Source organism: Streptomyces sp. NPDC001381 (assembly GCF_042895685.1).
In the GTDB taxonomy this organism is placed as follows: Bacteria; Actinomycetota; Actinomycetes; order Streptomycetales; family Streptomycetaceae; genus Streptomyces.
The window spans coordinates 640,383-663,375 of sequence record NZ_JBIAWO010000004.1 but is presented as its reverse complement, the minus strand read 5'-3'; the positions used below and the strand labels follow the sequence as shown (position 1 = coordinate 663,375).

At 73.1% G+C, this 22,993-nt stretch carries 20 protein-coding genes; 4 read left to right on the top strand and 16 right to left on the bottom strand.

What is annotated here, in order from left to right; translation table 11 throughout:
* Window positions 1–12: 12 nt before the first annotated feature.
* Window positions 13–1,296: an adenylosuccinate synthase gene (locus ACFY2L_RS21630; RefSeq protein ID WP_390659272.1), complete on the bottom strand. Its 1,284-nt coding sequence runs from the start codon at window positions 1,294–1,296 to the stop codon at window positions 13–15.
* Between the two features lie 242 nt (window positions 1,297–1,538).
* On the opposite strand from ACFY2L_RS21630, the gene ACFY2L_RS21625 reads away from it, so the two are divergent.
* Complete coding sequence (locus ACFY2L_RS21625) at window positions 1,539–2,384, top strand: diacylglycerol kinase family protein (RefSeq protein WP_390659271.1); 846 nt, start codon at window positions 1,539–1,541, stop codon at window positions 2,382–2,384.
* Between the two features lie 237 nt (window positions 2,385–2,621).
* Here the strand turns inward: ACFY2L_RS21625 and eutC are convergent, their stop codons facing one another.
* Window positions 2,622–3,365 carry an ethanolamine ammonia-lyase subunit EutC gene (gene eutC / locus ACFY2L_RS21620; RefSeq protein ID WP_390823088.1) on the bottom strand — a complete coding sequence of 248 codons (744 nt, stop codon included), beginning with the start codon at window positions 3,363–3,365 and terminating at the stop codon, window positions 2,622–2,624.
* The gene (locus ACFY2L_RS21615; protein WP_390823087.1) at window positions 3,362–4,756 is read right to left on the bottom strand and encodes an ethanolamine ammonia-lyase subunit EutB; all 1,395 of its coding nucleotides are present in this window, start codon (window positions 4,754–4,756) and stop codon (window positions 3,362–3,364) included. The genes eutC and ACFY2L_RS21615 overlap by 4 nt, the downstream gene beginning before the upstream one ends.
* A 149-nt stretch (window positions 4,757–4,905) precedes the next feature.
* On the opposite strand from ACFY2L_RS21615, the gene ACFY2L_RS21610 reads away from it, so the two are divergent.
* On the top strand, window positions 4,906–6,414 hold the full coding sequence (locus ACFY2L_RS21610; protein WP_390823086.1) for an APC family permease: 1,509 nt from the start codon (window positions 4,906–4,908) through the stop codon (window positions 6,412–6,414).
* Here ACFY2L_RS21610 and ACFY2L_RS21605 read toward each other — a convergent pair.
* Window positions 6,411–6,899: a GbsR/MarR family transcriptional regulator gene (locus tag ACFY2L_RS21605; protein WP_390659267.1), complete on the bottom strand. Its 489-nt coding sequence runs from the start codon at window positions 6,897–6,899 to the stop codon at window positions 6,411–6,413. The two genes, ACFY2L_RS21610 and ACFY2L_RS21605, sit on opposite strands and share 4 nt — an antisense overlap.
* 73 nt (window positions 6,900–6,972) lie before the next feature.
* Between ACFY2L_RS21605 and ACFY2L_RS21600 the strand changes: the two genes are divergently transcribed.
* Both ACFY2L_RS21600 and ACFY2L_RS21595 read left to right on the top strand, forming a co-directional pair.
* Window positions 6,973–7,890, top strand: a complete 918-nt coding sequence (locus tag ACFY2L_RS21600; protein ID WP_390823085.1) for an ATP-binding cassette domain-containing protein — start codon at window positions 6,973–6,975, stop codon at window positions 7,888–7,890.
* Window positions 7,887–9,455: an ABC transporter permease gene (locus ACFY2L_RS21595; protein ID WP_390659265.1), complete on the top strand. Its 1,569-nt coding sequence runs from the start codon at window positions 7,887–7,889 to the stop codon at window positions 9,453–9,455. Before ACFY2L_RS21600 ends, ACFY2L_RS21595 begins: the two co-directional genes overlap by 4 nt.
* A 257-nt stretch (window positions 9,456–9,712) precedes the next feature.
* Here the strand turns inward: ACFY2L_RS21595 and ACFY2L_RS21590 are convergent, their stop codons facing one another.
* The 12 genes from ACFY2L_RS21590 to ACFY2L_RS21535 form a co-directional block, all read right to left on the bottom strand.
* Window positions 9,713–10,930: a cytochrome P450 gene (locus tag ACFY2L_RS21590; protein ID WP_390659264.1), complete on the bottom strand. Its 1,218-nt coding sequence runs from the start codon at window positions 10,928–10,930 to the stop codon at window positions 9,713–9,715.
* A 67-nt stretch (window positions 10,931–10,997) separates the two neighbouring features.
* Window positions 10,998–12,206 carry a S8 family serine peptidase gene (locus tag ACFY2L_RS21585; protein WP_390823084.1) on the bottom strand — a complete coding sequence of 403 codons (1,209 nt, stop codon included), beginning with the start codon at window positions 12,204–12,206 and terminating at the stop codon, window positions 10,998–11,000.
* A gap of 114 nt (window positions 12,207–12,320) precedes the next feature.
* Window positions 12,321–12,986: a response regulator gene (locus ACFY2L_RS21580; protein WP_390659262.1), complete on the bottom strand. Its 666-nt coding sequence runs from the start codon at window positions 12,984–12,986 to the stop codon at window positions 12,321–12,323.
* Window positions 12,983–14,329 carry a sensor histidine kinase gene (locus ACFY2L_RS21575; protein ID WP_390823082.1) on the bottom strand — a complete coding sequence of 449 codons (1,347 nt, stop codon included), beginning with the start codon at window positions 14,327–14,329 and terminating at the stop codon, window positions 12,983–12,985. Before ACFY2L_RS21575 ends, ACFY2L_RS21580 begins: the two co-directional genes overlap by 4 nt.
* 131 nt (window positions 14,330–14,460) lie before the next feature.
* Window positions 14,461–15,138, bottom strand: coding sequence for a response regulator (locus ACFY2L_RS21570; RefSeq protein ID WP_390659260.1), 678 nt, complete (start codon window positions 15,136–15,138; stop codon window positions 14,461–14,463).
* The gene (locus ACFY2L_RS21565; protein WP_390659259.1) at window positions 15,135–16,523 is read right to left on the bottom strand and encodes a histidine kinase; all 1,389 of its coding nucleotides are present in this window, start codon (window positions 16,521–16,523) and stop codon (window positions 15,135–15,137) included. The genes ACFY2L_RS21570 and ACFY2L_RS21565 overlap by 4 nt, the downstream gene beginning before the upstream one ends.
* A gap of 28 nt (window positions 16,524–16,551) precedes the next feature.
* Window positions 16,552–17,805: an acyltransferase gene (locus ACFY2L_RS21560; RefSeq protein WP_390659258.1), complete on the bottom strand. Its 1,254-nt coding sequence runs from the start codon at window positions 17,803–17,805 to the stop codon at window positions 16,552–16,554.
* Window positions 17,798–18,832, bottom strand: coding sequence for an alpha/beta hydrolase (locus ACFY2L_RS21555; protein WP_390659257.1), 1,035 nt, complete (start codon window positions 18,830–18,832; stop codon window positions 17,798–17,800). Before ACFY2L_RS21555 ends, ACFY2L_RS21560 begins: the two co-directional genes overlap by 8 nt.
* 141 nt (window positions 18,833–18,973) lie before the next feature.
* Window positions 18,974–19,852: an alpha/beta hydrolase gene (locus ACFY2L_RS21550; protein WP_390659256.1), complete on the bottom strand. Its 879-nt coding sequence runs from the start codon at window positions 19,850–19,852 to the stop codon at window positions 18,974–18,976.
* 234 nt (window positions 19,853–20,086) lie between these two features.
* Window positions 20,087–21,271, bottom strand: a complete 1,185-nt coding sequence (gene kynU / locus ACFY2L_RS21545) for a kynureninase (protein WP_390823081.1) — start codon at window positions 21,269–21,271, stop codon at window positions 20,087–20,089.
* Window positions 21,264–22,103 (bottom strand): tryptophan 2,3-dioxygenase family protein, encoded by an 840-nt coding sequence (locus ACFY2L_RS21540; protein ID WP_390659254.1) that lies wholly within the window; start codon window positions 22,101–22,103, stop codon window positions 21,264–21,266. The genes kynU and ACFY2L_RS21540 overlap by 8 nt, the downstream gene beginning before the upstream one ends.
* Window positions 22,104–22,251: 148 nt before the next feature.
* Window positions 22,252–22,665: a DUF3151 domain-containing protein gene (locus tag ACFY2L_RS21535; RefSeq protein WP_390659253.1), complete on the bottom strand. Its 414-nt coding sequence runs from the start codon at window positions 22,663–22,665 to the stop codon at window positions 22,252–22,254.
* Window positions 22,666–22,993 lie beyond the last annotated feature (328 nt).

Sequence of the window (22,993 nt, the reverse complement as noted above, 5' to 3'; positions counted from 1 at the left end):
GCGGAGGGACGGTCAGAGGAACGAGTTGATCTCGATCGTCTCGTCCCGGCCCGGGCCCACGCCGATCGCGGAGATCGGGGCGCCGGACATCTCCTCCAGCGCCTTGACGTAGTTCTGGGCGTTCTTCGGCAGGTCGGAGAACGACTTCGCCTTGGTGATGTCCTCGGACCAGCCCGGGAGGGTCTCGTAGACCGGCTTCGCGTGGTGGAAGTCGCTCTGCGAGTACGGGAGTTCCTCGACGCGCTTGCCGTCGATCTCGTACGCCACGCAGACCGGGATCTGCTCCCAGCCGGTGAGGACGTCGAGCTTCGTCAGGAAGAAGTCCGTCAGGCCGTTGACCCGGGTCGCGTAGCGGGCGATGACCGCGTCGAACCAGCCGCAGCGGCGGTCACGGCCGGTCGTCACACCCCGCTCGCCGCCGATGCGGCGCAGCGCCTCGCCGTCCTCGTCGAAGAGCTCCGTCGGGAACGGGCCCGCGCCGACACGGGTCGTGTACGCCTTCAGGATGCCGATGACACGGCTGATCTTCGTCGGACCCACGCCGGCGCCGGTGCAGGCGCCGCCCGCGGTCGGGTTCGACGAGGTGACGAAGGGGTAGGTGCCGTGGTCGATGTCGAGCAGGGTGCCCTGGCCGCCCTCGAACAGGACGACCTTGTCCTCCTCCAGGGCCTGGTTCAGCACCAGGACCGTGTCGGCGACGTAGGGCCTCAGCTTCTCCGCGTAGTCCAGCAGCTCGGCCACGACCTGGTCGACGGCGATCGCGCGGCGGTTGTAGAGCTTGGTCAGCAGCTGGTTCTTGACGTCGAGCGCCGCCTCCACCTTCTGGGTGAGGATCGACTCGTCGTACAGGTCCTGCACACGGATGCCCACGCGGTTGATCTTGTCCGCATATGTCGGACCGATGCCGCGGCCGGTGGTGCCGATCTTGCGCTTTCCGAGGAAGCGTTCCGTCACCTTGTCGACAGTGACGTTGTAGGGCGTGATGATGTGCGCGTTGCCGCTGATCAGAAGCTTCGACGTGTCGACGCCGCGCTCGTTCAGACCGCTCAGCTCGGAGAGCAGGACCGACGGGTCGACGACGACACCGTTACCGATGACCGGCGTACAGCCGGGGGACAGGATTCCGGAAGGGAGGAGGTGAAGTGCGTACTTCTGGTCACCGACGACGACCGTGTGGCCGGCGTTGTTGCCGCCCTGGTAGCGCACTACGTAGTCCACCGAGCCGCCGAGCAGGTCGGTGGCCTTTCCCTTGCCTTCGTCACCCCACTGAGCACCGAGCAGCACAAGTGCGGGCACGCGCGTACACCCCTTCCGGGTGGGGCATGTCCAAGGTCAGGGGCGTACGCGGAGGCTCGCACCACCGCGTGCACCACGACCGTCGTTGGCCGCAGTACCGCGACCGTCACTGGCCGCCACGCGACCGTAGCCGGTCGCACACCGTCGGACCCGGATGCCCCGGAATAGACGAAGCCCCTGGCGCAATAGCGCAAGGGGCTCTTGCACAAAGATGCTACCCGAGGAAGCGAGGCAGGACCGAGGTGGCGACTTTCGCGACGCCGGACCAGCTGCTGGTGATCATCGATCCGGTCGCCCGGAGGACGGACGGGGAGTCCGTACGGATCGCGAAAGACGTGCTCAGCGCGGGTGCGGCGAGTACGAAGGTCTGTCTTCCGGAGGGCCCGGAGGAATTCGCCCGGGTGCTGGCGCGGCGCGGCTCGCGGCGGCCGGTGGTGGTCGGCGACGACCGTGCGCTGCTGCGGACGGTCTCGCTGCTGCACCGGCAGCGGGAGCTGGCCGGATGTGTGCTGTCGATGGTGCCGGTGGGAACCGTGCTGGGGGTGGCGCAGACCCTGGGGATCCCCATGAGCGCCGTCGCGGCGGCGCGGGCCGTCCTCGACGGCGCGGAACGGCGGCTGGACGTACTGGTGGACGACAGCGACGGGGTGGTGCTGGGCGCGCTGCGGATTCCGCCGCTCGCGGTACCGGCCGAGACGTCGGCGGTGGAGGAGGCGTCCGGGCGGCCCTGGCTGCAGTCCCTGGTCCGCACCCTGGTGCCCTCGCGTCCGCCCCGCCCCGCCCCGTCCACGCCCCCGCCCGGCCCGGCCCGGCTGCGGGTCGAGGTGGACGGGGTGACCCTGGTCGACCTGGACCAGCCGGTGGAGACGGTGTCGGTGACACCGGGGTCGTCGGGGGCGGCCGAGGTGGTCGTACGCCCCCTGTCGGTGGGCGCGGAGGCGGCACCCCTGGAGGCCCGGGGGCGGGTGGTGACGGTGACCGGCGCGGACTTCCGCTACCGGGCGGACGCGGGGGTGGCGGGGCCGGTGCGGAGGCGGACGTGGACCGTGCGGGAGGGCGCGCTGGGGTTGGTGCTGCCGGGGCGGTGAGGGAGGCCGGACCGGTGACGGGACGTCCAGGCACCCCGGGTGGGCCGGGGCTGCCGGTCCGGCGAGCGTGCGGAGGCCCGCGGGCGCCGGCGGCGGCGTGCGGAGGCCCGCAGGGCCGGCGCCGCACGCCCCGCAGAGCCACCGGGGTGGTGACGAGACGCCGGGGGGCCCGGAGGGCCGGGGTGGACGCTCCGGCGCAGGCGCAGGCGCCGGGGTGGGGGCGCCGGTGGGACGCTGCTATCCCGGCAGGGACTCCTCGTCCTTCAGCCCCACCCCCGAACCCCCCAGTTCCCGTGCCCTCCCCATCAAGCCCGCCAGCTTCCCCGCCGCCGTCTCGTACGTCAGGCCCAGGGGCGGGCGGATGTTGGACAGGCAGTTGCGGTCGGCGTCGGTCGTGACGCCGGGGACCGGGCGGTACGTCAGGTACGCGCCGAGGGAGTCCGCCGCCGACATGCCGGGACGTTCGCCGACGAGGACCACGACCGTCGTCGCGCCCATCGCCGCGGCCACGTCGTCGCCGAGGGCCACCCGGGCCTGTTCCGCGAGGACGACCGGGGCGGTGCGCCAGTCGTCGCCCAGGCGGGCCGTGGTCACCCGGATCACCGCCGCCGCGTGCTCGTGCACCGCCCGGCTGGAGAGCCCGTCGGCGACGACGAAGACCACGTCCCACTCGCCGGCCGGGAGATGCGCCCGGTCGGTGGCGTCCAGCCGCCGGCCCAGGTCGGGGCGCTGGAGGTAGGTGGGCCGGTCGGGGGCCGCGCTGCGGACCCGTACCGTCGCCATCCCGGGCAGCCCCGCCGCCACCCGCTCCGGGGCGAACGGCGAGTGCACGGCGTCCCGGGCCGCGGCGTGCGCGGCCTGGAGCTCCAGGCGGTGCCGGGTGGGCAGCGCGGTGCCGGCCCGGCCGAGGCCGATCCGGGCCTGGGTGCGGTGGCGCAGCGCCGGCCACGGGTCACCGCCGTGCACGGGTACGTCCGTCATGCCGCGAGCTCCCGTCCGATCGCCGTCAGCGGATGGGCCGTGCCGGAGACCTCGCGGATGCCGCCCCGCTCGTCGAGCAGCCCGATCGTGTCCAGCCACGCCTCGAACTCCGGCGCCGGACGGAGCCCCAGCACCTCCCGCAGATAGAGCGCGTCGTGGTACGAGGCGGACTGGTAGTTGAGCATGATGTCGTCGCCGCCGGGGGTGCAGATCACGAAGGACGCCCCGGCCACGCCGAGCATCGTCAGCATGGTGGCGATGTCGTCGTCATCGGCGTCGGCGTGGTTGGTGTAGCAGATGTCGAGGCCCATGGGCAGGCCGAGCAGCTTGCCGCAGAAGTGGTCCTCCAGGGCGGCGCGCAGGATCTGCCGGCCGTCGTAGAGGTACTCCGGACCGATGAAGCCGACGACGGTGTTCACCAGCAGGGGGTCGTAGCGGCGCGCGACCGCGTACGCCCGCGCCTCGGCCGTCTGCTGGTCCACCCCGTGGTGGGCGTCCGCCGACAGCGCGCTGCCCTGGCCGGTCTCGAAGTACAGGACGTTGCGGCCGACGGTCCCCCGGTCCAGGGCGAGCGCCGCCTCGTACGCCTCGTCGAGCAGGCCGAGGGTCACGCCGAAGGAGGCGTTCGCGGCCTGGGTGCCCGCGACGGACTGGAAGACCAGGTCCACCGGGGCGCCCCTGTCCATGAGGTCGATGCTCGTCGTGACGTGGCACAGGACGCAGGACTGGGTCGGGATGGAGTAGCGGCCGATCACACCGTCCAGCAGCTCCAGCAGGTCCCGTACCGCCCGCGGGCTGTCGGTCGCCGGGTTGACGCCGATCACCGCGTCGCCGGAGCCCAGCAGCAGGCCGTCGAGCAGGGCCGCCGCCACGCCCGCCGGGTCGTCCGTCGGGTGGTTGGGCTGGAGGCGGGTCGCCAGGCGTCCCGGCAGACCGATGGTCGAGCGGAAGGCCGTCACCACCCGCACCTTGCGCGCCACCGCCACCAGGTCCGCGTTGCCCATCAGCTTCGAGACCGCCGCGGCCATCTCCGGGGTCAGCCCCGGCGCCAGCGCGGCCAGCGCCGCCGGGTCCGCCGCGTCCGACAGCAGCCACTCCCGCAGCTCACCGACGGTCATCGAGGCGACCGGCGCGAAGGCGGTCCGGTCGTGCGTGTCGAGGATGAGCCGGGTGACGTCGTCGTCCTCGTACGGGATCAGGGGCTCGGTGAGGAAGTCGGTCAGCGGGACCTCCGCGAGCGCCCAGCGCGCCGCGACCCGCTCCCGGGCCGTGCGGGCCGCGAGGCCGGCGAGGCGGTCGCCGGAGCGTTCGGGGCTCGCGGCGGCGAGGAGGCGGGCGAGGGAACCGAAGCGGTGCCGCTCGCCGCCGAGGATGGAGGTGTAGACGCTCATGGCGGCGACCGTACGAGCCGTGTGTTGCCGCCAGATTTCTAAAGGTCTGGTTGACAAGCATTTAACTCCCCGAGACCCTTGCTCGACTCATTCGGGCTACAGAGTTCCGGTCCAGCACGTAGTGGACGGGCAAGGAGAGGGGCCACCCGATGGCAGTGGACGAGGGCGTCGCCCAGGCGGCGGACGCGACAGAAGCAGGGGTCGTTCACCGGCTCAAGCCCAACGCCGTGGGCCTGCTGGGCGTGGTCTTCATGGCCGTAGCGACCGCCGCGCCGATCACCGCGATGACGGGCAACGTGCCCTTCATGGTGTCGGCGGGCAACGGCATCGGCGCACCGGCGAGCTATCTCGTCGCAATGGTCGTCCTGGCAATCTTTTCCGTCGGCTTCACGTCGATGGCGAAGCACATCACGTCCACGGGCGCCTTCTACGGCTTCATCTCCTACGGCCTCGGCCGCTCGGTCGGCCTCGCCTCGGGGCTCCTCGCGACCTTCGCGTACGTCGTGTTCGAGCCGGCGCTGATCGGCATCTTCTCGACCTTCGCCACGACCACCCTCGAGGACCAGACGGGGCTGCACGTCCCGTGGTGGGCGTTCGCGCTCCTGATGCTCGCCGTCAACGCGACGGGCACCTGGTTCGGCGTCTCCGTGGCCGAGAAGCTGCTCGTCGTCCTCCTCGCCACCGAGGTGACGATCCTCGCCGCGATGGCGGTCTCGGTGGCCTTCCACGGCGGCGGCCCGGACGGCTTCAGCATCGACCCCGTCAACCCGGTCAACGCCTTCAAGGGCACCTCCGCCGGCCTCGGGCTGTTCTTCGCCTTCTGGTCGTGGGTCGGCTTCGAGTCGACGGCGATGTACGGCGAGGAGTCCCGCAACCCGAAGAAGATCATCCCCAAGGCGACGATGATCTCGGTGCTCGGCGTCGGCGTCTTCTACGTCTTCGTCTCCTGGATGGCCATCACCGGCACGGGTGAGTCGGAGGCGGTGAAGGTCGCCACCGCCGACCCGCTGGCGCTGTTCTTCCGCCCCACCGAGCAGTACGTCGGCCACTGGGCGGTCGTCGTCATGCAGTGGCTGATGATCAGCGGCTCGCTGGCCTGCGGCATGGCCTTCCACAACTGCGCCGCCCGCTACATGTACGCCCTGGGCAGGGAGGGCGTCCTGCCGTCCCTCCAGCGCACCGTCGGCCGCACACACGGCCGGCACGGCTCCCCGCACATCGCGGGCGTCGTCCAGACCTTCGTCTCGGCCGTCCTCATCGGCGCTTTCTGGGCGGCGGGCAAGGACCCGTACACCGGCACGTACGTCCTGCTCGCGATCCTCGGCACCATGGCGATCCTGGTGGTCCAGGCGGTGTGCTCGTTCGCGGTGCTGGTGTACTTCCGCTCCCACCACCCCGAGAGCCGGCACTGGTTCAGGACCTTCGCCGCGCCGCTGGCCGGCGGTGTCGCGATGCTCGCGGTGGTGGCGCTGCTGGTGTCCAACATGGACGTCGCCGCCGGGGCGGAGTCGGGCTCGCTGGTGCTGAAGGCGACCCCGTGGATCGTCGCCCTGATCGCGGCGGCCGGCGTCGGCTACGCGCAGTACCTCAAGCGGCGCTCGCCCGAGAGGTACCTGCGGCTGGGGCGGACGGTGCTGGAGGAGACCAGGGAGCGCTAACGGTCTCCGAAGACCTTCTCCCGGTGGGCCCTCCACCGCTCCATCATGGCCGCGATCTCGCCCTCGACGAACTCGAAGAAGGCGAGCGTCTCGGCCATGCGGCGTCCGGCGGGCGTGTCGGCGCCGAGGCTGTCCACGCCTTCGCGCAGCGCGCCCTCCCAGCGCTTGATGACGGCCTCACGGTTGGTCAGGGCCTCGTACCACTGGTCGCCGTGCACCCGGTAGCGCTCGCGGCGCGAGCCGGGTTCCCGCTCGCGCGACACCATGTGCGTCTGGGCCAGGTAGCGCACCGCACCGGAGACCGCCGCGGGGCTGATGCGCAGCTGCTCGCCCAGTTCGGCGGAGCTCATCGCGCCCTCGTCGGAGGAGAGGAGCGCGGCGAAGACCCGGGCCGCCATGCGCTGCATCCCGGCTTCGACGAGCTGCGCGGCGAAGGACTCCACGAACCTGGACACGGCTTCCGCGTCCCGGGCTGTTTCGCTCATGCGGCCATCGTAACGGCGCTTCACGCATTTCCTTAACTTCACAAATTTCTGAAAGAAGCGTACGTTCAGGGGCATGACGAAGGCCATCACCGTCTCCGGACTGCACAAGTCCTTCGGCCGTACGCACGCCCTGGACGGCCTCGACCTGGAGGTCGAGACCGGCGAGGTGCACGGCTTCCTCGGCCCCAACGGCGCCGGAAAGTCCACCGCCATCCGCGTCCTGCTCGGCCTGCTGCGAGCCGACTCCGGCGCCGCGCGGGTCCTCGGCCGCGACCCGTGGGCCGACGCGGTCGAGGTGCACCGCCGCATCGCCTACGTCCCCGGCGACGTGACCCTGTGGCGCAACCTGTCCGGCGGCGAGGTCATCGACCTGTACGGCAGGCTGCGCGGAGGCCTCGACGCCCGCCGCCGCGCCGAGCTGACCGACCGCTTCGAGCTGGACCCGACGAAGAAGGGCCGCACGTACTCCAAGGGCAACCGGCAGAAGGTCGCCCTCGTCGCGGCGTTCGCCTCGGACGTCGACCTGCTCATCCTGGACGAGCCGACGTCCGGCCTGGACCCGCTGATGGAGGAGGTCTTCAGGCGCTGTGTGGAGGAGGAGCGGGACAAGGGGCGCACGGTCCTGCTGTCCTCCCACATCCTGAGCGAGGTCGAGGAACTCTGCGACCGGGTCAGCATCATCCGCAAGGGCCGGACGGTGGAGAGCGGTTCGCTCGCCGATCTGCGCCATCTGACCCGGACGAGCGTCACGGCCGAACTCGCCGGCCCGCCCAACGGGCTGTCCCGCCTGCCCGGCGTCCACGACCTCGACGTCCAGGGAAAACGCGTCCGGTTGCAGGTCGACACGGACAAACTCGACGCCGTGCTGCGGTCCTTGACGGAGTCGGGCGTACGGTCGCTGCGCTCGACGCCGCCGACCCTGGAGGAACTGTTCCTGCGCCACTACACGGAGGACACGCAGGACACGGACGACGAGGTGGCGGCGCGATGACCACCCTCGTGGGCACCGGCACCCTGCTGCGCTTCGCGCTGCGCCGCGACCGGCTGCTGATCCCCGTGTGGGTGGCCGTGAACACCCTGATGGTCCTCTCCATGCCGAACACCCTGGAGAACCTGTACGGCACCCCCGCCGACCGGGCCGGCCTGCTCCGCCAGATGGACACCAACGCCTCCCTGCGCGCGCTGATCGGCCCCGTCTTCGACGACTCCGTGGGCGCCCTCACGGCCTGGCGGGTCGGCGTGTACGCGGGGGTGCTCGCGGCGGTCACCAGCCTGCTGATCGTCGTACGGCACACCCGGGACGAGGAGGAGAGCGGCCGGCAGGAGATGATCGCGTCCGGTGCGGTGGGCCGGCGCGCCTCGCTGACGGCGGCCCTGCTGGCCGCCGGGGTCGCGAACGCCGTACTGGGGCTGCTGGTGACGGCGGGCCTGGCGGGCCGGGGAGCGGCGGGGGCGGTGGCCCTGGGCCTGGGGCTGGCCGGGGTGGGCACGCTGTTCGCCACCACGGCGGCGGTGGTCGCGCAGCTCACGGAGAGCGCGCGGCTGGCGCGGGGGCTGACGGCGGCGGTGCTGGGCGCGGCGTTCGTGCTGCGCGCGGCGGGCGACTCGGCGACGGACGACGGGTCCTCCGTGTGGACCTGGCTGTCGCCGCTGGGCTGGCTGGAGAACCTGCGGGCGTTCGCGGACGAACGGTGGTGGGTGCTGGGGCTGTTCGCCGTGGCGGTGGCGGCGCAGACGGCGGTGGCGTACGGCCTGGCCGGCCGCCGGGACGTGGGCATGAGCTTCCTGCCCACCCGGCCGGGGCCGGCGGCCGGGCGGCTGGCGTCGGCGGGCGCGCTGGCCTGGCGGCTGCAGCGGGGCGGTGTGCTGGGCTGGAGCATCGGCTTCTTCCTCGCCGGGGTGGTCTACGGCGGGCTGACGGAGGGCGCGGCCGACCTCGTCGGCGACAACGACAAGGCCCGCGAGATCTTCGAGCGGATGGGTGGTCAGTCGGGTCTGACGGACGCCTTCCTGGCGGCCATGATCGGCATGCTGGGCCTGATCGCGTCCCTGTACGTGGTCGCCTCGGTGCTGCGGCTGCACGGCGAGGAGACCTCGGGCCGGGCGGAACCGGTCCTGGCGAACGCGGTCGGCCGGCTGCGCTGGGCCGCCGGCCATCTGCTGATCGCCTTCGGCGGCTCGGCCCTGATCATGCTGCTGGCGGGGCTGGGCTTCGTGACGGGCTACGGCAAGGAGGCGGGCGCCATCCTGGGCGCCTGCCTGGTGCAGCTCCCGGCGGTGTGGGTGGTCGGCGGGCTGGCGGTCCTGCTGTACGGCGTGGCCCCCCGGCTGGCTCCCGCCGCCTGGGGCGTGGCCGTCGCGATCCTGCTCATCGGCTGGATCGGACCGGCGCTGGACGCCCCGCAGGCGGTACTGGACCTGTCCCCCTTCGCCCACCTGCCGAAGCTGCCGGGCGGGGAGATGAGCCGGGGGCCGGTGGGAGTGCTGCTGGGCCTGGCGGCCGTGGCGGTGGCCGGCGGCCTCACCGCACTGCGCCGACGCGACCTGACCACCTGAGGGCGGCGAACGAACCCGGCAACGCCACCACCCGGCGCGTCCGGGACGCCGGCCTCCGCGAGGCAACGTCCCCCGTCGGGCGCCGGCCGGCGCGTCCGGGACGACGGCCTCCGCGGGTCCCGGCCCCCGCTCACACGCGCCCCAGCCGGTGGCGGGACGCCGTGCGCGGGCCGTCGGCGGGGGCCTGGCACGACCCTCGGGCCGGGACGGGACGGGGCGGGGCCGGGCCGGGCCGGGTCACCCGGGGTGGCGGTGGGTCATACGGTGACGCTGAGCCCCTCCAGTCCCCGGATCACGAAGTTCGGCTTTCTGCGCGGCTCCTCCGCCAGGGCCAGTGTCGGGGCCTTCTCCAGGAGGGCCGTCATCGAGGCGGCGAGCTCGATACGGGCGAGCGGAGCGCCGATGCAGTAGTGGATGCCGGCGGAGAACGAGATGTGCGGGTTCTCCTCGCGGGTGAGGTCCAGGCTCTCGGGGTTCCGGAACACCCCGGGGTCGTGGTTGGCGGAGCCGAAGAGCATCGCGATCTCGGCGCCCCGGGGGATGGTCGTCCCGTCGATCTCGATCTCGTCCAGCACCCACCGTTCGAACAGCTGCAGCGGGGTGTCGTACCGCATCAGCTCCTCGACGGCGGCGGGCACGAGCGCGTGGTCGGCGCGGAGCGCGGCGAGCTGGGCGGGGTTGCGGAAGAGGGCCCACCACCCGTTGACGGTGGCGTTGACCGTCGCCTCGTGGCCCGCGTTCAGCAGCAGCACGGCGGTGGAGATCATCTCCTGCTCGGTGAGCCGGTCGCCCTCGTCGTGCGCGGCGATGAGCCCCGAGATGAGGTCCTCCCCCGGCTCCTTGCGCCGAGCCGCGATGAGCTCCCGCAGATAGCCGGAGAACTCGACGGAGGCCCGCACGGCCCTCGCGGCGGTCTCCTCCGAGGGATTCAGCTCGTACATCCCGCAGATGTCCGCGGACCAGGGCCTGAGCGGCGCGCGGTCCGCCTCCGGGATCCCGAGCATCTCGGCGATCACGGCGACGGGCAGCGGCTCGGCGACGTCCCTGAGCAGATCGCCGCCGCCCGCCTCCACCAGCCGGTCCACCAGCTCCCCCGCCAGCTGCCGCACGTACGGCTTCAGCCGCTCCACCGTGCGCGGTGTGAACGCCTTCGACACCAGCCGGCGGATCCGGGTGTGGTCCGGCGGTTCCAGATCCAGCATCCCGTGATCGTTGAGCGTGTGGAACGGCTCGTGCTCGGCCGGCGGCGCGCTCCGCCCGAAGTCCTCGTGCGTGAACCGGTGCTGATACGTCCGCCCCAGCCGCCGGTCCCGCAGCAGCGCCGAGACATCCGCGTGGTGCGGGACCAGCCACTGCTGCGTGGGCTCGTAGTGGATCACCCGGCCCCGTCCCCGGAGCTCGGCGTAGGCGGGGTAGGGGTCGGCGAGGAACGCCGGGTCCCAGGGGTCGAAGCGGAGGTCGTCAGCTGCTGCCATGGACGGACGCTAGCCGCTCGCCCGGCTGCTGACCAGGGGGTCTTGCCGAGCCGGAAGCGTCCATGGCTCAGGGGACGATCCTGAGCAGCCTGTTGGGCGATCCGGTGCCGACGCTGCGCAGCACGCCGGCCGTCGCGCCGCCGACGAGTGCGCTCTGCACGGCCGCCGGGCCGGCGGTGGGATGGGACGTGAGGTAGACGGCCGCGGCCCCCGCGACATGGGGAGCGGCCATCGAGGTGCCGGACAGGGTGGCCGTGGCGGTGTCACCGGTGTACCAGCCGGCGAGGATCGAGGAGCCGGGGGCGAACAGGTCCAGGACGGAGCCGTAGTTGGAGTAGCCGGCCCGGTAGTCGGAACTGGTCGTGGCCCCCACGGTGATCGCCGCGGCCACGCGGGCGGGCGAGGTGGTGCCGGCGTTCACGTTCGCGTTGCCGGCGGCGACGGTGTAGGTGACGCCCGCGGCGATGGAGTTGCTCACCGCGGTGTCCAGCGCGGTGCTGGCGCCGCCGCCGAGCGACATGTTGGCGACCGCGGGACCGACGCGGTGCGAGGTCACCCAGTCCACGCCCGCGATCACGCCCGAGGTCGTGCCCGAGCCGTCGTTGCCGAGCACCCGCACCGCCACGATCCTGGCCGCCTTCGCCACCCCGTACGTGGTGCCGGCGATCGTGGTGGCGACGTGCGTGCCGTGGCCGTTGCCGTCGGCGGCCACGGCGTCCCCGTCGATCGCGTCGTACCCGTACGTGGCGCGCCCGGCGATCTGCTGGTGCGTGATGCGCACCCCGGTGTCGACGACGTACACCGTGGCACCCCCGCCGGCCGTGTCCGGGTAGGTGTACGTCCTGCTGAGCGGCAGCGTGGCCTGGTCGACGCGGTCCAGTCCCCAGGGCGGGTTGACCTGGGTCGCGTCGAGGGTGACCTTCTGGTTCTTCTCGACGAACGCGACGGCCGGATCCCCCGCGAAACTCCGTGCCCCGGCCGCGCTGACGTTGACGGCGTAGCCGTTCATCACGGAGCGGTAGGCCCGGTCCACGGTGGCGCCGTACCTGGCCGCCAGTCTGGTGCCCTCCGGTGAGGCCGCTCTGAACCGGGCGGACTTCTTCAGCACGACGAGGTAACTGTTGTCGATGCCGTAGGGGGAGTTCTCGTGCAGGACCCGCCCGGCGGCCGGGGCCGCCTCGGCGGACGGGACGGCACCGCTTCCCATCGCGGCGGCCGCGGCGAACGCGGCGCCGGCCGCGAGGACCCGGCGCCTGGCCGTGAAGATTCTTCGCATGCGGAAGGACTTCCTCGGGCGGGTCGAAAGCTTCCCTCACGGGAGGCTGTTCGCCCTTCGGGGTGACCGATTGCACCGGATGGCCGCCCGTCCGAGGGATCACCCCGCCACCGGCTAGCCCGGCGTCACCAGCCTCGCCTCGTACGCGAACACCGCCGCCTGGGTCCGGTCCCGCAGGCCCAGCTTGACCAGGATCCTGCTCACATGGGTCTTGATCGTCGACTCGGCGACCACCAGGCGGCCGGCGATCTCCACGTTGGACAGGCCCTGGGCGATCAGGACCAGTACCTCCGTCTCCCGTTCGGTCAGTTCGCCGTAGGACGCCTGGGCGGTGCGGGCCAGGCGGGGGGCGTCCGTGAGTCTGGAGAACTCGGTGATCAGACGTCTGGTGACGGAGGGCGCGAGCAGGGCCTCGCCCGCCGCCACCACCCGTACCCCGTCGGCCAGTTGGCGGGCCGAGGCGTCCTTCAGCAGGAAGCCGGAGGCACCCGCGCGCAGGGCCTGGTAGACGTACTCGTCGAGGTCGAAGGTGGTCAGCACCAGAACCTTCGCCGTGCTGTCCGCCGCCACGATCTCCCGCGTCGCCTCTATGCCGTTCAGCTCCGGCATGCGGATGTCCATCAGCACCACGTCGGGGGACAGTTCACGGACCCGGTCCACCGCCTCGCGGCCGTTGACCGCCTCACCTACGACCTCGATGTCCGGCATCGCGTTCAGCAGGACCGAGAAGCCCTCGCGCACCATCATCTGGTCGTCCGCTATCAGCACACGGATCGTCATGCTCCACCCTCGGTCACGGCCACCGGCAGGAACACCGTCACCTCGTAGCCCCCCGCCGGTGTCGGCTCCGCCGTCATCTCGCCGTCCAGCATCGTCACCCGCTCGCGCATTCCCGTGATGCCGTGGCCCGCGCCCGGGGAGGGCTTGATGAGGGCGGGGTTCGGCGGCGGGTCGTTGACTATGCGCAGGCCGAGGCCGCCGAGGACGTAGCCGATCTCCACGCGGGCGCTCGCGCCGGGGGCGTGGCGCAGGGTGTTGCTCAGGGCCTCCTGGACCATCCGGTACGCCGACAGCTCGACGCCCTGCGGGAGTTCGCGGACCGCGCCGGTGACCGTCTTGGTCACGTCCACCCCCGCCTCCCGTACGTTCGCCAGCAGCGCGTCCAGGTCGGCGAGGGTGGGCTGCGGGGCGTCCGGCGCCTCGTAGTCCTCGGCGCGGACCACGCCCAGTACCCGGCGCAGCTCGGTGAGGGCCGCGACCGCGTTCTCCCGGATCGTCGCGAAGGCCTTCTCCAGCTCCTCCGGCGGGTTCTCCACCCGGTAGGGGGCGGCCTCCGCCTGGATGGCGACCACCGACATGTGGTGGGCGACCACGTCGTGCAGCTCGCGGGCGATCGTGGTGCGCTCCTCCAGGAGGGTGCGCCGGGAGCGCTCGTGCTCGGTCACCGTCTGCTGGGCCGTCACCTCCTGCTCGGCCTCCCGGCGGATGTGCCGGACGGTGACGACGAGCAGCACGATCGCGGAGAAGACCAGCATGGGCGCCACGTTCGTGTCGTAGTGGCCCCAGCCGAAGGCGGTCTCGGCGACGAAGCCGTAGGCCGCCGTCAGCAGCCACATCCAGGCCGCCGTGCGCGGACGGGTACGGATCGCGACGACGGTCAGCACCACCAGGTGGGAGATGAAACTCGGGGGCAGCCAGGGCCAGTTGCCGTACGCGCTGCCCATGGCGGCGACGAACGTGGTCGACACGAGCGACAGCCAGAACGCGGCGGCCGGGCGGACCAGCGTCATCAGCACGGGAGCCAGGACGAACAGGCCGATCAGAAGATCCGTCGAGCCGTTCCCGGGCAGCGTGGCGCTCAGCAGCGCCACCATGCCGGCCGCCGCGACCAGGATGTGCCGCGACCAGGTCGCGTACTCCCGCTTGCGGCCCTTCAGCCGGCCGGTGATGCGGCCGGTGGGCTCCCTCGGGGGGAGCGGGCGGTAGACCAGGGCGTCGTCGATCAGGTCCTTCCGCATCCCGCGCAGGGCGTCCATGGCCGCCCGGACCTCCGGGCTCTTCGGCTGGTACGCGCCGTAGGGGTCGTCCTGGGGCGTCATGTGCGTCTGCGTCGTCTCCGTCACGTTCAGAACGGTAGGCGGGAACGGGGGTCGCGGTCGTCACCAGTGAGGGGGGTTCCGGTACGTCCGTCTCAAGTACTACGGGTCGCACCGGCGCCCACCACGGACCGGACCGGGCCGGACCGGCGCCCCGCTCAGTACCCCGACGGTCTCACCAGCCCCGACTCGTACGCGAACACCGCCGCCTGGGTGCGGTCGCGCAGACCCAGCTTCACCAGGATGCGGCCCACGTGCGTCTTCACGGTCTGCTCGGCGACGACGAGATGGCGGGCGATCTCCGCGTTGGACAGTCCCTGCGCGATCAGGGTGAGCACCTCCGTCTCGCGCTCGGTGAGGTCGCCGACGCGCTCCTTCAGCGGTGGTCTCGGCGTGCCGTTCAGCCGGGAGAACTCGGAGATCAGCTTGCGGGTGATGCCCGGGGCGAGCAGCGCGTCACCGGCCGCCACGACCCGGACGGCCTCGGCGAGCTGGTCCGCGGAGGCGTCCTTCAGCAGGAAGCCGGACGCCCCGGCGCGCAGCGCCTCGTACACGTACTCGTCGAGGTCGAAGGTGGTGAGCACCAGCACCTTGACGGTGGGGTGGGCGAGGGTGATGCGGCGGGTGGCCTCGATGCCGCCGAGCCCGGGCATGCGGATGTCCATCAGGACGACGTCGGGGGCGAGTTCGGCGACCTGCGCCACGGCGTCCAGACCGTCCACCGCCTGTCCGGTCACCTCGATGCCGGGGTGCGCGTTGAGCAGCACGGTGAAGCCCTGCCGGACCATCTGCTGGTCGTCGGCGATCAGTACGCGGATGGTGGCGCCGCTCGTCATCGCTTCTCGTCTCCTGTAGGGGGCGGGTCGGGCGGGAAGACGAGTTCCAGGTCCTCCGGGGTTTCGGGATCCTTCTCCGGGAGCGCGACTCCGTCCCTCGGCAGGAACGCCACGACCGAGAACCCGCCCTGCAGCGTCGGGTGGGCCACGACCTGCCCTCCGAGCATCGTCGCCCGCTCCCGCATGCCGAGCAGCCCGTGCCCCGCGCCGGGCGAGGGCCGGACCGGGCGGCTCGGACGGGAGTTCGTGATGTCCAGGTTCAGGCCCTGGGCATGGTGGGTGACCTGGACGCGCACCGTGGACCCCGGTGCGTGCCGCAGGGCGTTGCTCAGCGCCTCCTGGACTATCCGGTACGCCGACAGCTGCACGCCCGGCGAATACCCCGACGGCTCGCCCTCGACGGCGGCGACGACGTCCAGCCCCGCCGCGCGGGTGTTCTCCAGCAGGGCGTCGAGGCGGTCGAGGGTGGGCTGCGGGGTGTCGGGGGCGGAGCCGTCCCCGGCCGCGCCGAGGCCGTAGGGGTCCTCGGGGTTCTCCGAGCGCAGCACGCCGAGCACCCGGCGCAGTTCGGTGAGCGCCTCCAGGGCGTTCTGCCGGATGCCGGCGAGGTTCTCCCTCAGTTCCTCGGACGGGTTCTCCACCAGGTGGGGAGCCACCTGGGCCTGGATGGAGATCACCGACATGTGGTGGGCGACCACGTCGTGCAGCTCGCGCGCGATGCGGTTGCGCTCCTCCAGGAGGGTGCGGCGGGCACGCTCCTCCGCGGTGATGCCGGCCTGCTCGACGAGTTGGCTGCGGGCTTCACGGCGGCCGCGCAGCGCGGTGCCGAGGAGGACGACGACCGCGAACACGATCACCGCGACGGCGCCGGTCGGCGCGTAGTCGGCGGCGCCGATGAGTCCCTGGACGACATAGGTGGCCAGCGCGGTCAGGCCCAGCGCCGCCACGGAGGCGCGGGTGGGCACGCGCAGCGCCAGCAGGAGCAGCACCATGGCGTGCCCGATCAGGGCGCTCGGGATCCAGGGCCAGGAGGCGTCGGGGGTGGCCTGGCCCGAGATCAGCTGGGAGCGTGCGGCCAGGGCGACGACCACCATGAGGGCCGTCGACAGCCACCACGCCGGAACCGGCCTGCGCAGGGCGAGCAGCACCGCCATGCCCTGCACCGCCGAGCAGAGCAGGCCGTACTCCGCCGCCTGGTGGAAGGCGTTGGCGATCAGGTCGACGCCGGCCAGCGTGACGCCGAAGGCGACGAGGATCACCAGCCCGTGCGGCAGCCACCGCACCCGGACCGAGGGTGGCAGCGGCGCCGAGCGCGTCGTCCACAGATCGTCCCGCAGCACTCTCAGTCCGCGAACCGCCCGCGCCCGCACCCCGGTCAGCCTCATCTCCACCCCGCTCCTCACCCGGTCCACCCTAGATACGGTGCACCTCCCGCAGACCCGGCGGCTTCCGGCCGCCTCCCGTGCGTACGACCCGCGAGCGGGCCACCGGGGGCTTCGGGGTCCGACGGGTGCGCGGGCTCTCGAACCCGTGGAACGCCGCCCGGCACACCCCCAGGACCAGGGCGAACACCGGCAGCCACACCAGTCGGGCCGCGACCCAGTCCAGGCCGGCCGGAGCTGTGTGCAGTCCGGGCAGACGGCCTGCCAGGAGGCCTGTCGCCGTGGTCGCCATCATGGCCGTCTGATGCCAGAGGAACACGGTCATCGCGGAGAGGTTCACCAGGGCCACGGCCGCCCAGGCCGACGGCCGGGTCATGGCGCGGCGCAGCCGGTCGCGCAGCAGCAGGGCCACCCCGCACTGGGCGAGGCCGAAGGTGACGGCGGCCAGGGTCGGCGGGTTGAGGTTGGAGACCGCCGCGCCGGGCACGCCCACCATCGACGCCGGGTAGCCCGCCCCGCCGACCAGCACCGCCGTCGCCGCGGCACCTCCGACGAGCAGGGCCCAGCCGGCGCGCGGGCGCTCCAGCTCGCCCCGGGTCCATGCCGCGCCCAGGGTGTACGGCACCAGCCAGCCGGCCGCGAGGTTCACCCAGCCGAGCCAGGACGGGCCGCCGAGGCCGAAGCGCACCAGGTCCACATGGAGGACGACCGCCAGCGGCCACAGCGGGTTGAGCCGGGCCAGCAGCGGGGTCGCGGCCGTCAGCGCGGCGAACACCAGTAGGAACCACAGCGGGGACAGCGCCAGTTTGACCACGGTGTGCACGGTGACGAAGGACGCGCCGCCCAGCAGCAGGCCCGCCGCGGCCACCGTCCACACCGCCAGTACGGCCGTCACCGGCCCGAACAGCCGGGCCAGGCGCGCCCGCAGCCAGGCGCCGTAGACCCCGTGGCGCCCGTGCTGCCCCGGTGCCGCCGCGCGCGCCCGGGCGGAGGCCAGGCTGCGGGTCGCCACATGGCCGCCCACCATGAAGAACACCGCGAGGGTCTGGAACACCCAGGAGACGGGGGCCAGCCAGGGCATCGGGCCGAGGGGGCTCGCCGCACGCAGGGTGCCGCCGTCCGCGACCAGGGCCGTCACCAGCCAGTGGCCGAGGACCACTCCGAGGATGGCCAGGGCGCGCAGGGCGTCGACGGCGCGGTCGCGCCGCGGGGGCGTGGCGGCCTCGATGCGGGCCGCGGCCCGCCGTGCGCCGGACAGCCCGCGCACCTGCCGTGTCTCACCCACGGGTCACCTCCGTCGTCTCGCCGAGCACGATCCGGGCGAGGTTGGCCAGGGAGACCGAGCCCGGGGAGAAGTAGTCGCTGTGGCCGCCCGCACCGGCGGCGAAGACACGGGCGCCGTAGGACGCGGCGACCGGGTCGGTGCCGAAGCCGACCGTCGTCCCGAACAGGCCGGCGCTGACGTGCGGAACGTCCGCCACCCAGTCGTCGGCGCCCCGGGCCGCCCAGACCCGCGCCCGGGTGTGCAGGCCGGCCGCCGTGTCGACGCCCGTGCCGGGGCTGCCGATCAGGGCGATGTCGTCCACGTCCAGGCGGGGAGCGGCACGGCCGCACACGACCGAGCCGTACGAGTGACACAGGAGGGCGATGCGGGTGTCCGAACCGGTGACGGCGCGCAGTGCGCGTACGAGGTCGCGCAGTTCCGGTGCCGCCTCGTCGGCGCGGGCCGGCGTGAGCACCGTCGTGCTGACCGTGCCCGGTGTGGTGTAGCCGAGCCAGGCCACCACCGCCGTACGGCTGCCGGCGCCGGTGCGGCGGGCGAGCCGCTCGTACAGGGCCGCCGCGCCGGCGCGGAAGCGGCCGTAGGTGTCCAGCGAGGTGTCGGAGCCCGGTATGAGGACCGCGACGCGGTCGGCGTGGCCGAGGTCCCCGAACACCTCCGTGGCACGGCCCTCCCCCCGGCCGTCGAAGGCGAGGAGCCTGCGCGAGGGGGCCGCCAGCGCCCGGTCGGCCGCCGCCCGGTGGTGGTCGCCGTGGGTCGCGGCCATCCGGGACGCCAGGGCCGCGTTGGCACGGTTCGCGGCGTACACCTCGTCGAGCGTCGCCGCCGTCGGCGGGGCGAGGCGGGCCGGGGCCGGGGCGGGGATGTCGGGCCGGGCCGCCGCTGTGAGGGGGACGACCACGGCCGCGGTGATCAGGACGGCCAGAAGCAGGCGCAGCGGGCGCCGGCCGGGAGCCGTCCCCCTGTCCCGGTCGTCACGCCCCGCGCGCTGTGGCCGCATCCGGCGACGGACCCCGTCGAACCGCTTCATCCCCGCCCCTCCCCCGCCGGTTCGCCCGACATCGGGCCTTTCCGGCTTGGAAGTTACGGATCGGAGCTCGTCGTTCGCGTCCCGCTGGGGGACTCTCCTGCGACGTAGCTCTCAGGTACTACGGGTACGACACCCAGGGGATCACCACGCCAGTTGGGCGATCTCCTCCGCCACCACGGCGCAGGCGTCCGCCACCGGATCGATCAGCGGGAAGTGGCCCACGTCCTCGAGCAGCGTCACCCCCACCACCTCCCCCGCCTTGGCCGCCGCGTCGGCGTACGCCTCGGCGACCGCCTGCGGGACGACCAGGTCCGTCCGCCCCTGGACCAGGGTCGTGGCGATGCCCGTCGGCAACAGCAGCGCGGGGTCGGCGTACGGCTGGCGCTCGGCGAACAGCTCGTCGCCGCCGAGCAGTTGACGGGATGCGCCCCCGCACACGTCCAGCTTGTCCGCGACCGCGAGGTCCGCGATCGGGGCGAGGGCGACCACGCCCCGCAGCGGGGCGGCGCCGGTGGTGCGCCAGGGCGCGTCGGCGGGCAGGAGGTGCCGGGCCGCCGCCCACAGCGCGAGGTGACCGCCCGCCGAGTGTCCGGTGAGCACCGTGCGGCGAGGGTCGGCCCCCGGCAGCGTCCGCCGTACGAGCGCGGGGAGCGCGTCGAGGGCCGCGGCGACGTCGTCGAAGGTGTCGGGCCAGCGCCCGGCGACCGGAGGCGTGCCGTCGGCGCCCTCCGGGCCCCTCCGGTACTCCACGTTGGCCACGGCGAACCCGCGGCGCGCCAGGTAGTCGGCGAACGGCGTGATGTGCCGCCGGTCGTACGGTGCCCGCCAGGCGCCTCCGTGCAGCACCACGACGAGGGGCGCGGCGCCGCCGGGACCGGCGTCCCGCTTCGGGGCGTAGAAGTCGATCACCTGGTCGGGGTGGTCTCCGTACGCGGCGGTGGCGTCGGGGTCGACGGGCGGGTGGGAGAAGGCCGACTTCTCCTCGGCAACGGCCCGGGCAGCGACGACGTCGTCCGACATGCTCCAACCTCTCAGCGACGAAACGGTTTTGGACGGTACGGGGTGGCGGACCAGGTGAGGATTCGGCCGTTGGCGGGGACGGTATCAGGCCGGTGACGTGCGCGGACACGCGGATGTCACGCTCGGTGAGGGTAAACGGTTCTGTACGCGCCGTCCCCGCACCCCACCCCCCATACGCAGCCGACCACCGACGTCACTCAGAACATCGGTGGTCGGTGTCGGTCCGGCGCGCGCTCAGCCCAGGGTCTCCCCCAGCACACGGGCCGCCCGCTCCACGTCCGCGAACCCGACATACAGCGGGGTGAACCCGAACCGCAGCACGTCAGGGCGCCTGAAGTCCCCGACGACCCCACGCTCGACCAGCCGCCGCATCACGTCGCCGGCGTCCTCGCAGCGCAGCGCCACCTGGCTGCCCCGCTCCTCGTGACGCACCGGAGTCAGCGACTCGACGCGCCCTTCGGGTACGTAATCGGCCACGCACTCCAGGAAGAAGTCCGTCAGGGCGAGGGACTTGGCACGGACGGTCTCGACCGAGACGCCCTCCCAGACCTCGAGCGCCGCTTCCAGGGCCAGCATCGACAGGATGTCGGGAGTGCCGACCCGGCCGCGCACCGCGCCCTCCGCCGGCTCGTAGCCGGGCCGCATCCCGAACGGCTCGGCGTGCGAGTTCCAGCCGGGCAGCGGGGAGTCGAAGCGGTCCTGGAGATCGCGGCGGACGTACAGGTACGCCGGTGAACCAGGGCCGCCGTTCAGGTACTTGTAGGTGCAGCCGACCGCGAGGTCCACGCCGTGCCGGTCGAGGCCCACGGGCAGCGCGCCCGCGCTGTGGCACAGGTCCCAGACGGCGACGGCGCCCGCCGCGCGCACGGCCGCGGTGAGCGTGGGCAGGTCGTGCAGACGGCCGGTGCGGTAGTCGACGTGGTTCAGCAGCACCGCGGCCGTACGGTCCGACAGCGCGCCCGGCACCTCCGCCGGGGTCACCGGCCGCAGGGTGCGGCCGGTCATCCGGGCCGCCGACCCGGCGATGTAGCCGTCGGTCGGGAAGGTCGTGGCGTCGACGAGGATCTCGGTCCGGTCGTCGCCCGCGATCCGCACCGCGCCCACCAGCGCCTTGAAGACGTTGACGCTGGTGGAGTCGCCGACGACGATCTGCCCGGCCCCGGCGCCCACCAGCGGGGCGATCCGGTCGCCGATCCGCTCGGGCGCCGTCCACCAGCCGCTCTCGTCCCAGGAACGGATCCGCAGCTCGCCCCACTGGCGGCGGACGACGTCCTCCACCCGGCCGGGGACGGACGCGGGCAGCGCGCCCAGCGAGTTGCCATCGAGGTAGACCGCCTCGTCGAGCACGAACGCGGCGCGCTTGTCCGCGAGCGGGTCGCCGGAGTCCAGCTCCCGTGCCTTGAAGGCGAGGTCAGACATACGACCTCGCCGTCCACAGCTCGGGGAAGACGTTCTTCTGCGCGCGCTTCTCCAGCCAGGCCACCCCGGCCGAGCCGCCGGTGCCCGTCTTGGCGCCCATCGCGCGGCGGGTGGCGACCAGATGGTCGTTGCGCCAGCGCCACACCAGCTCGGCGACATCGGTCAACGCCTCGCCGAGACGCGCGAGTTCGGCGGACTCGTCACCGGAGTAGAGGGCCGTCCAGACGGCCTCCACCTCCGCCGACGGCTCGTACCGCTGCGACACGTCGCGCGTCAGCACGGCGTCCGGGACGGCGTGCCCGCGCCGGGCCAGCAGCCGCAGCACCTCGTCGTACAGGCTCGGCTCGTGCAGGGCCTTCTCCAGCTCGGCGTGGACGCGGGGCGCGCCCCGGTGCGGCACGAGCATGGACGCGGACTTCTCGCCGAGCAGGAACTCCATCCGCCGGTACATCGCCGACTGGAAGCCGGATCCCTCACCGAGGGCGGCACGGTACGCGTTGAACTGCGCCGGGGTCAGCTGCGCGAGCGGCCGCCAGGAGGCGTTCAGCGCCTCCAGTTCCCGTACGGAACGCTTCAGCGCGTCGATCGCGACCGGCACCCGGTCCTCGCGGAGCGCCTGCGCGGCGGTCTCCCACTCGTGGACGATGACGGTGAACCACAGCTCCATGACCTGGGTCGTGACCAGGAAGACCATCTCTCCGGGGTCGTCGGAGAGGGTGTGCTGGAGATGGGTGAGCACGTCGGCCTTGACGTAGTCCTCGTACGGCGTGGTGCCGGCGAAGTCGAGATGCGGGGTCTCGGGCTCGTGGGTCGCGTGAGCCTCTTGGGACATCGCTGTCTCCTGTAGTACTCCGGGTAGCGGTCCGCCCCTGCCGATGCCGACACGGGGGCCCCGGTCCCCACCGGCATCTTCCGCATCAGACCCGGATCCCGCAAGGCCCGCCCGGATCACGGACGGGCCCGCGGGGGACGGGCGGCGGCTAGCCCAGGGTCTGGGCCGCCGTCGGGGAGGAGTCCTTCAGGAACTGCGTGCAGCGCTCGTACTCCTCCTGCTCGCCGATCGCCTGCGCGGCGCGGGCGAGGGCGTGCAGGGCGCGCAGGAAGCCGCGGTTCGGCTCGTGCTCCCAGGGCACCGGGCCGTGGCCCTTCCAGCCGCCCCGGCGCAGGGCGTCCAGGCCGCGGTGGTACCCGGTACGGGCGTACGCGTACGACTCCACCACGCTGCCCCGCTCGAACGCGTCGTCGGCCAGCTGGGCCCAGGCCAGCGAGGACGTCGGGTACTTCGCGGCGACGTCGGCGGGCGCGGTGCCGCTCGCGAGGAGGTCGCGGGGCTCCGGGTCGTCGGGGAGGTGGGTCGGGGGCGGGCCCCCGAGGAGGTTCTCGTGAATGGACATGGGTCCAGTGTGGGGGATACGGCGGTGTCGGGCGGGCCGGCCCGGCACGCACCGGCGCGGGGGCTGGGCGGGGGTGGGTCGCGCGGCCCGGCGCCCACGGGGTGCCGCTGCGCCCACCCGTGCCGCCCCAGCGGCACGACTGCCCGCAGCTGCGGCGAAGGGCCACGGGGAACCGCGCGACCGACCGCCCCCAGCGGCACGACTGCGCGCAGCCACCGCGGCGAAAGGGGCGCGGGGAACCGCGCGACCAACCCCCACCGGCCCGCAGCCGACCCGCCAGCCGCAGCCAAGCACATGAAGGGGCGCGGGGAACTGCGCGACCAACCCC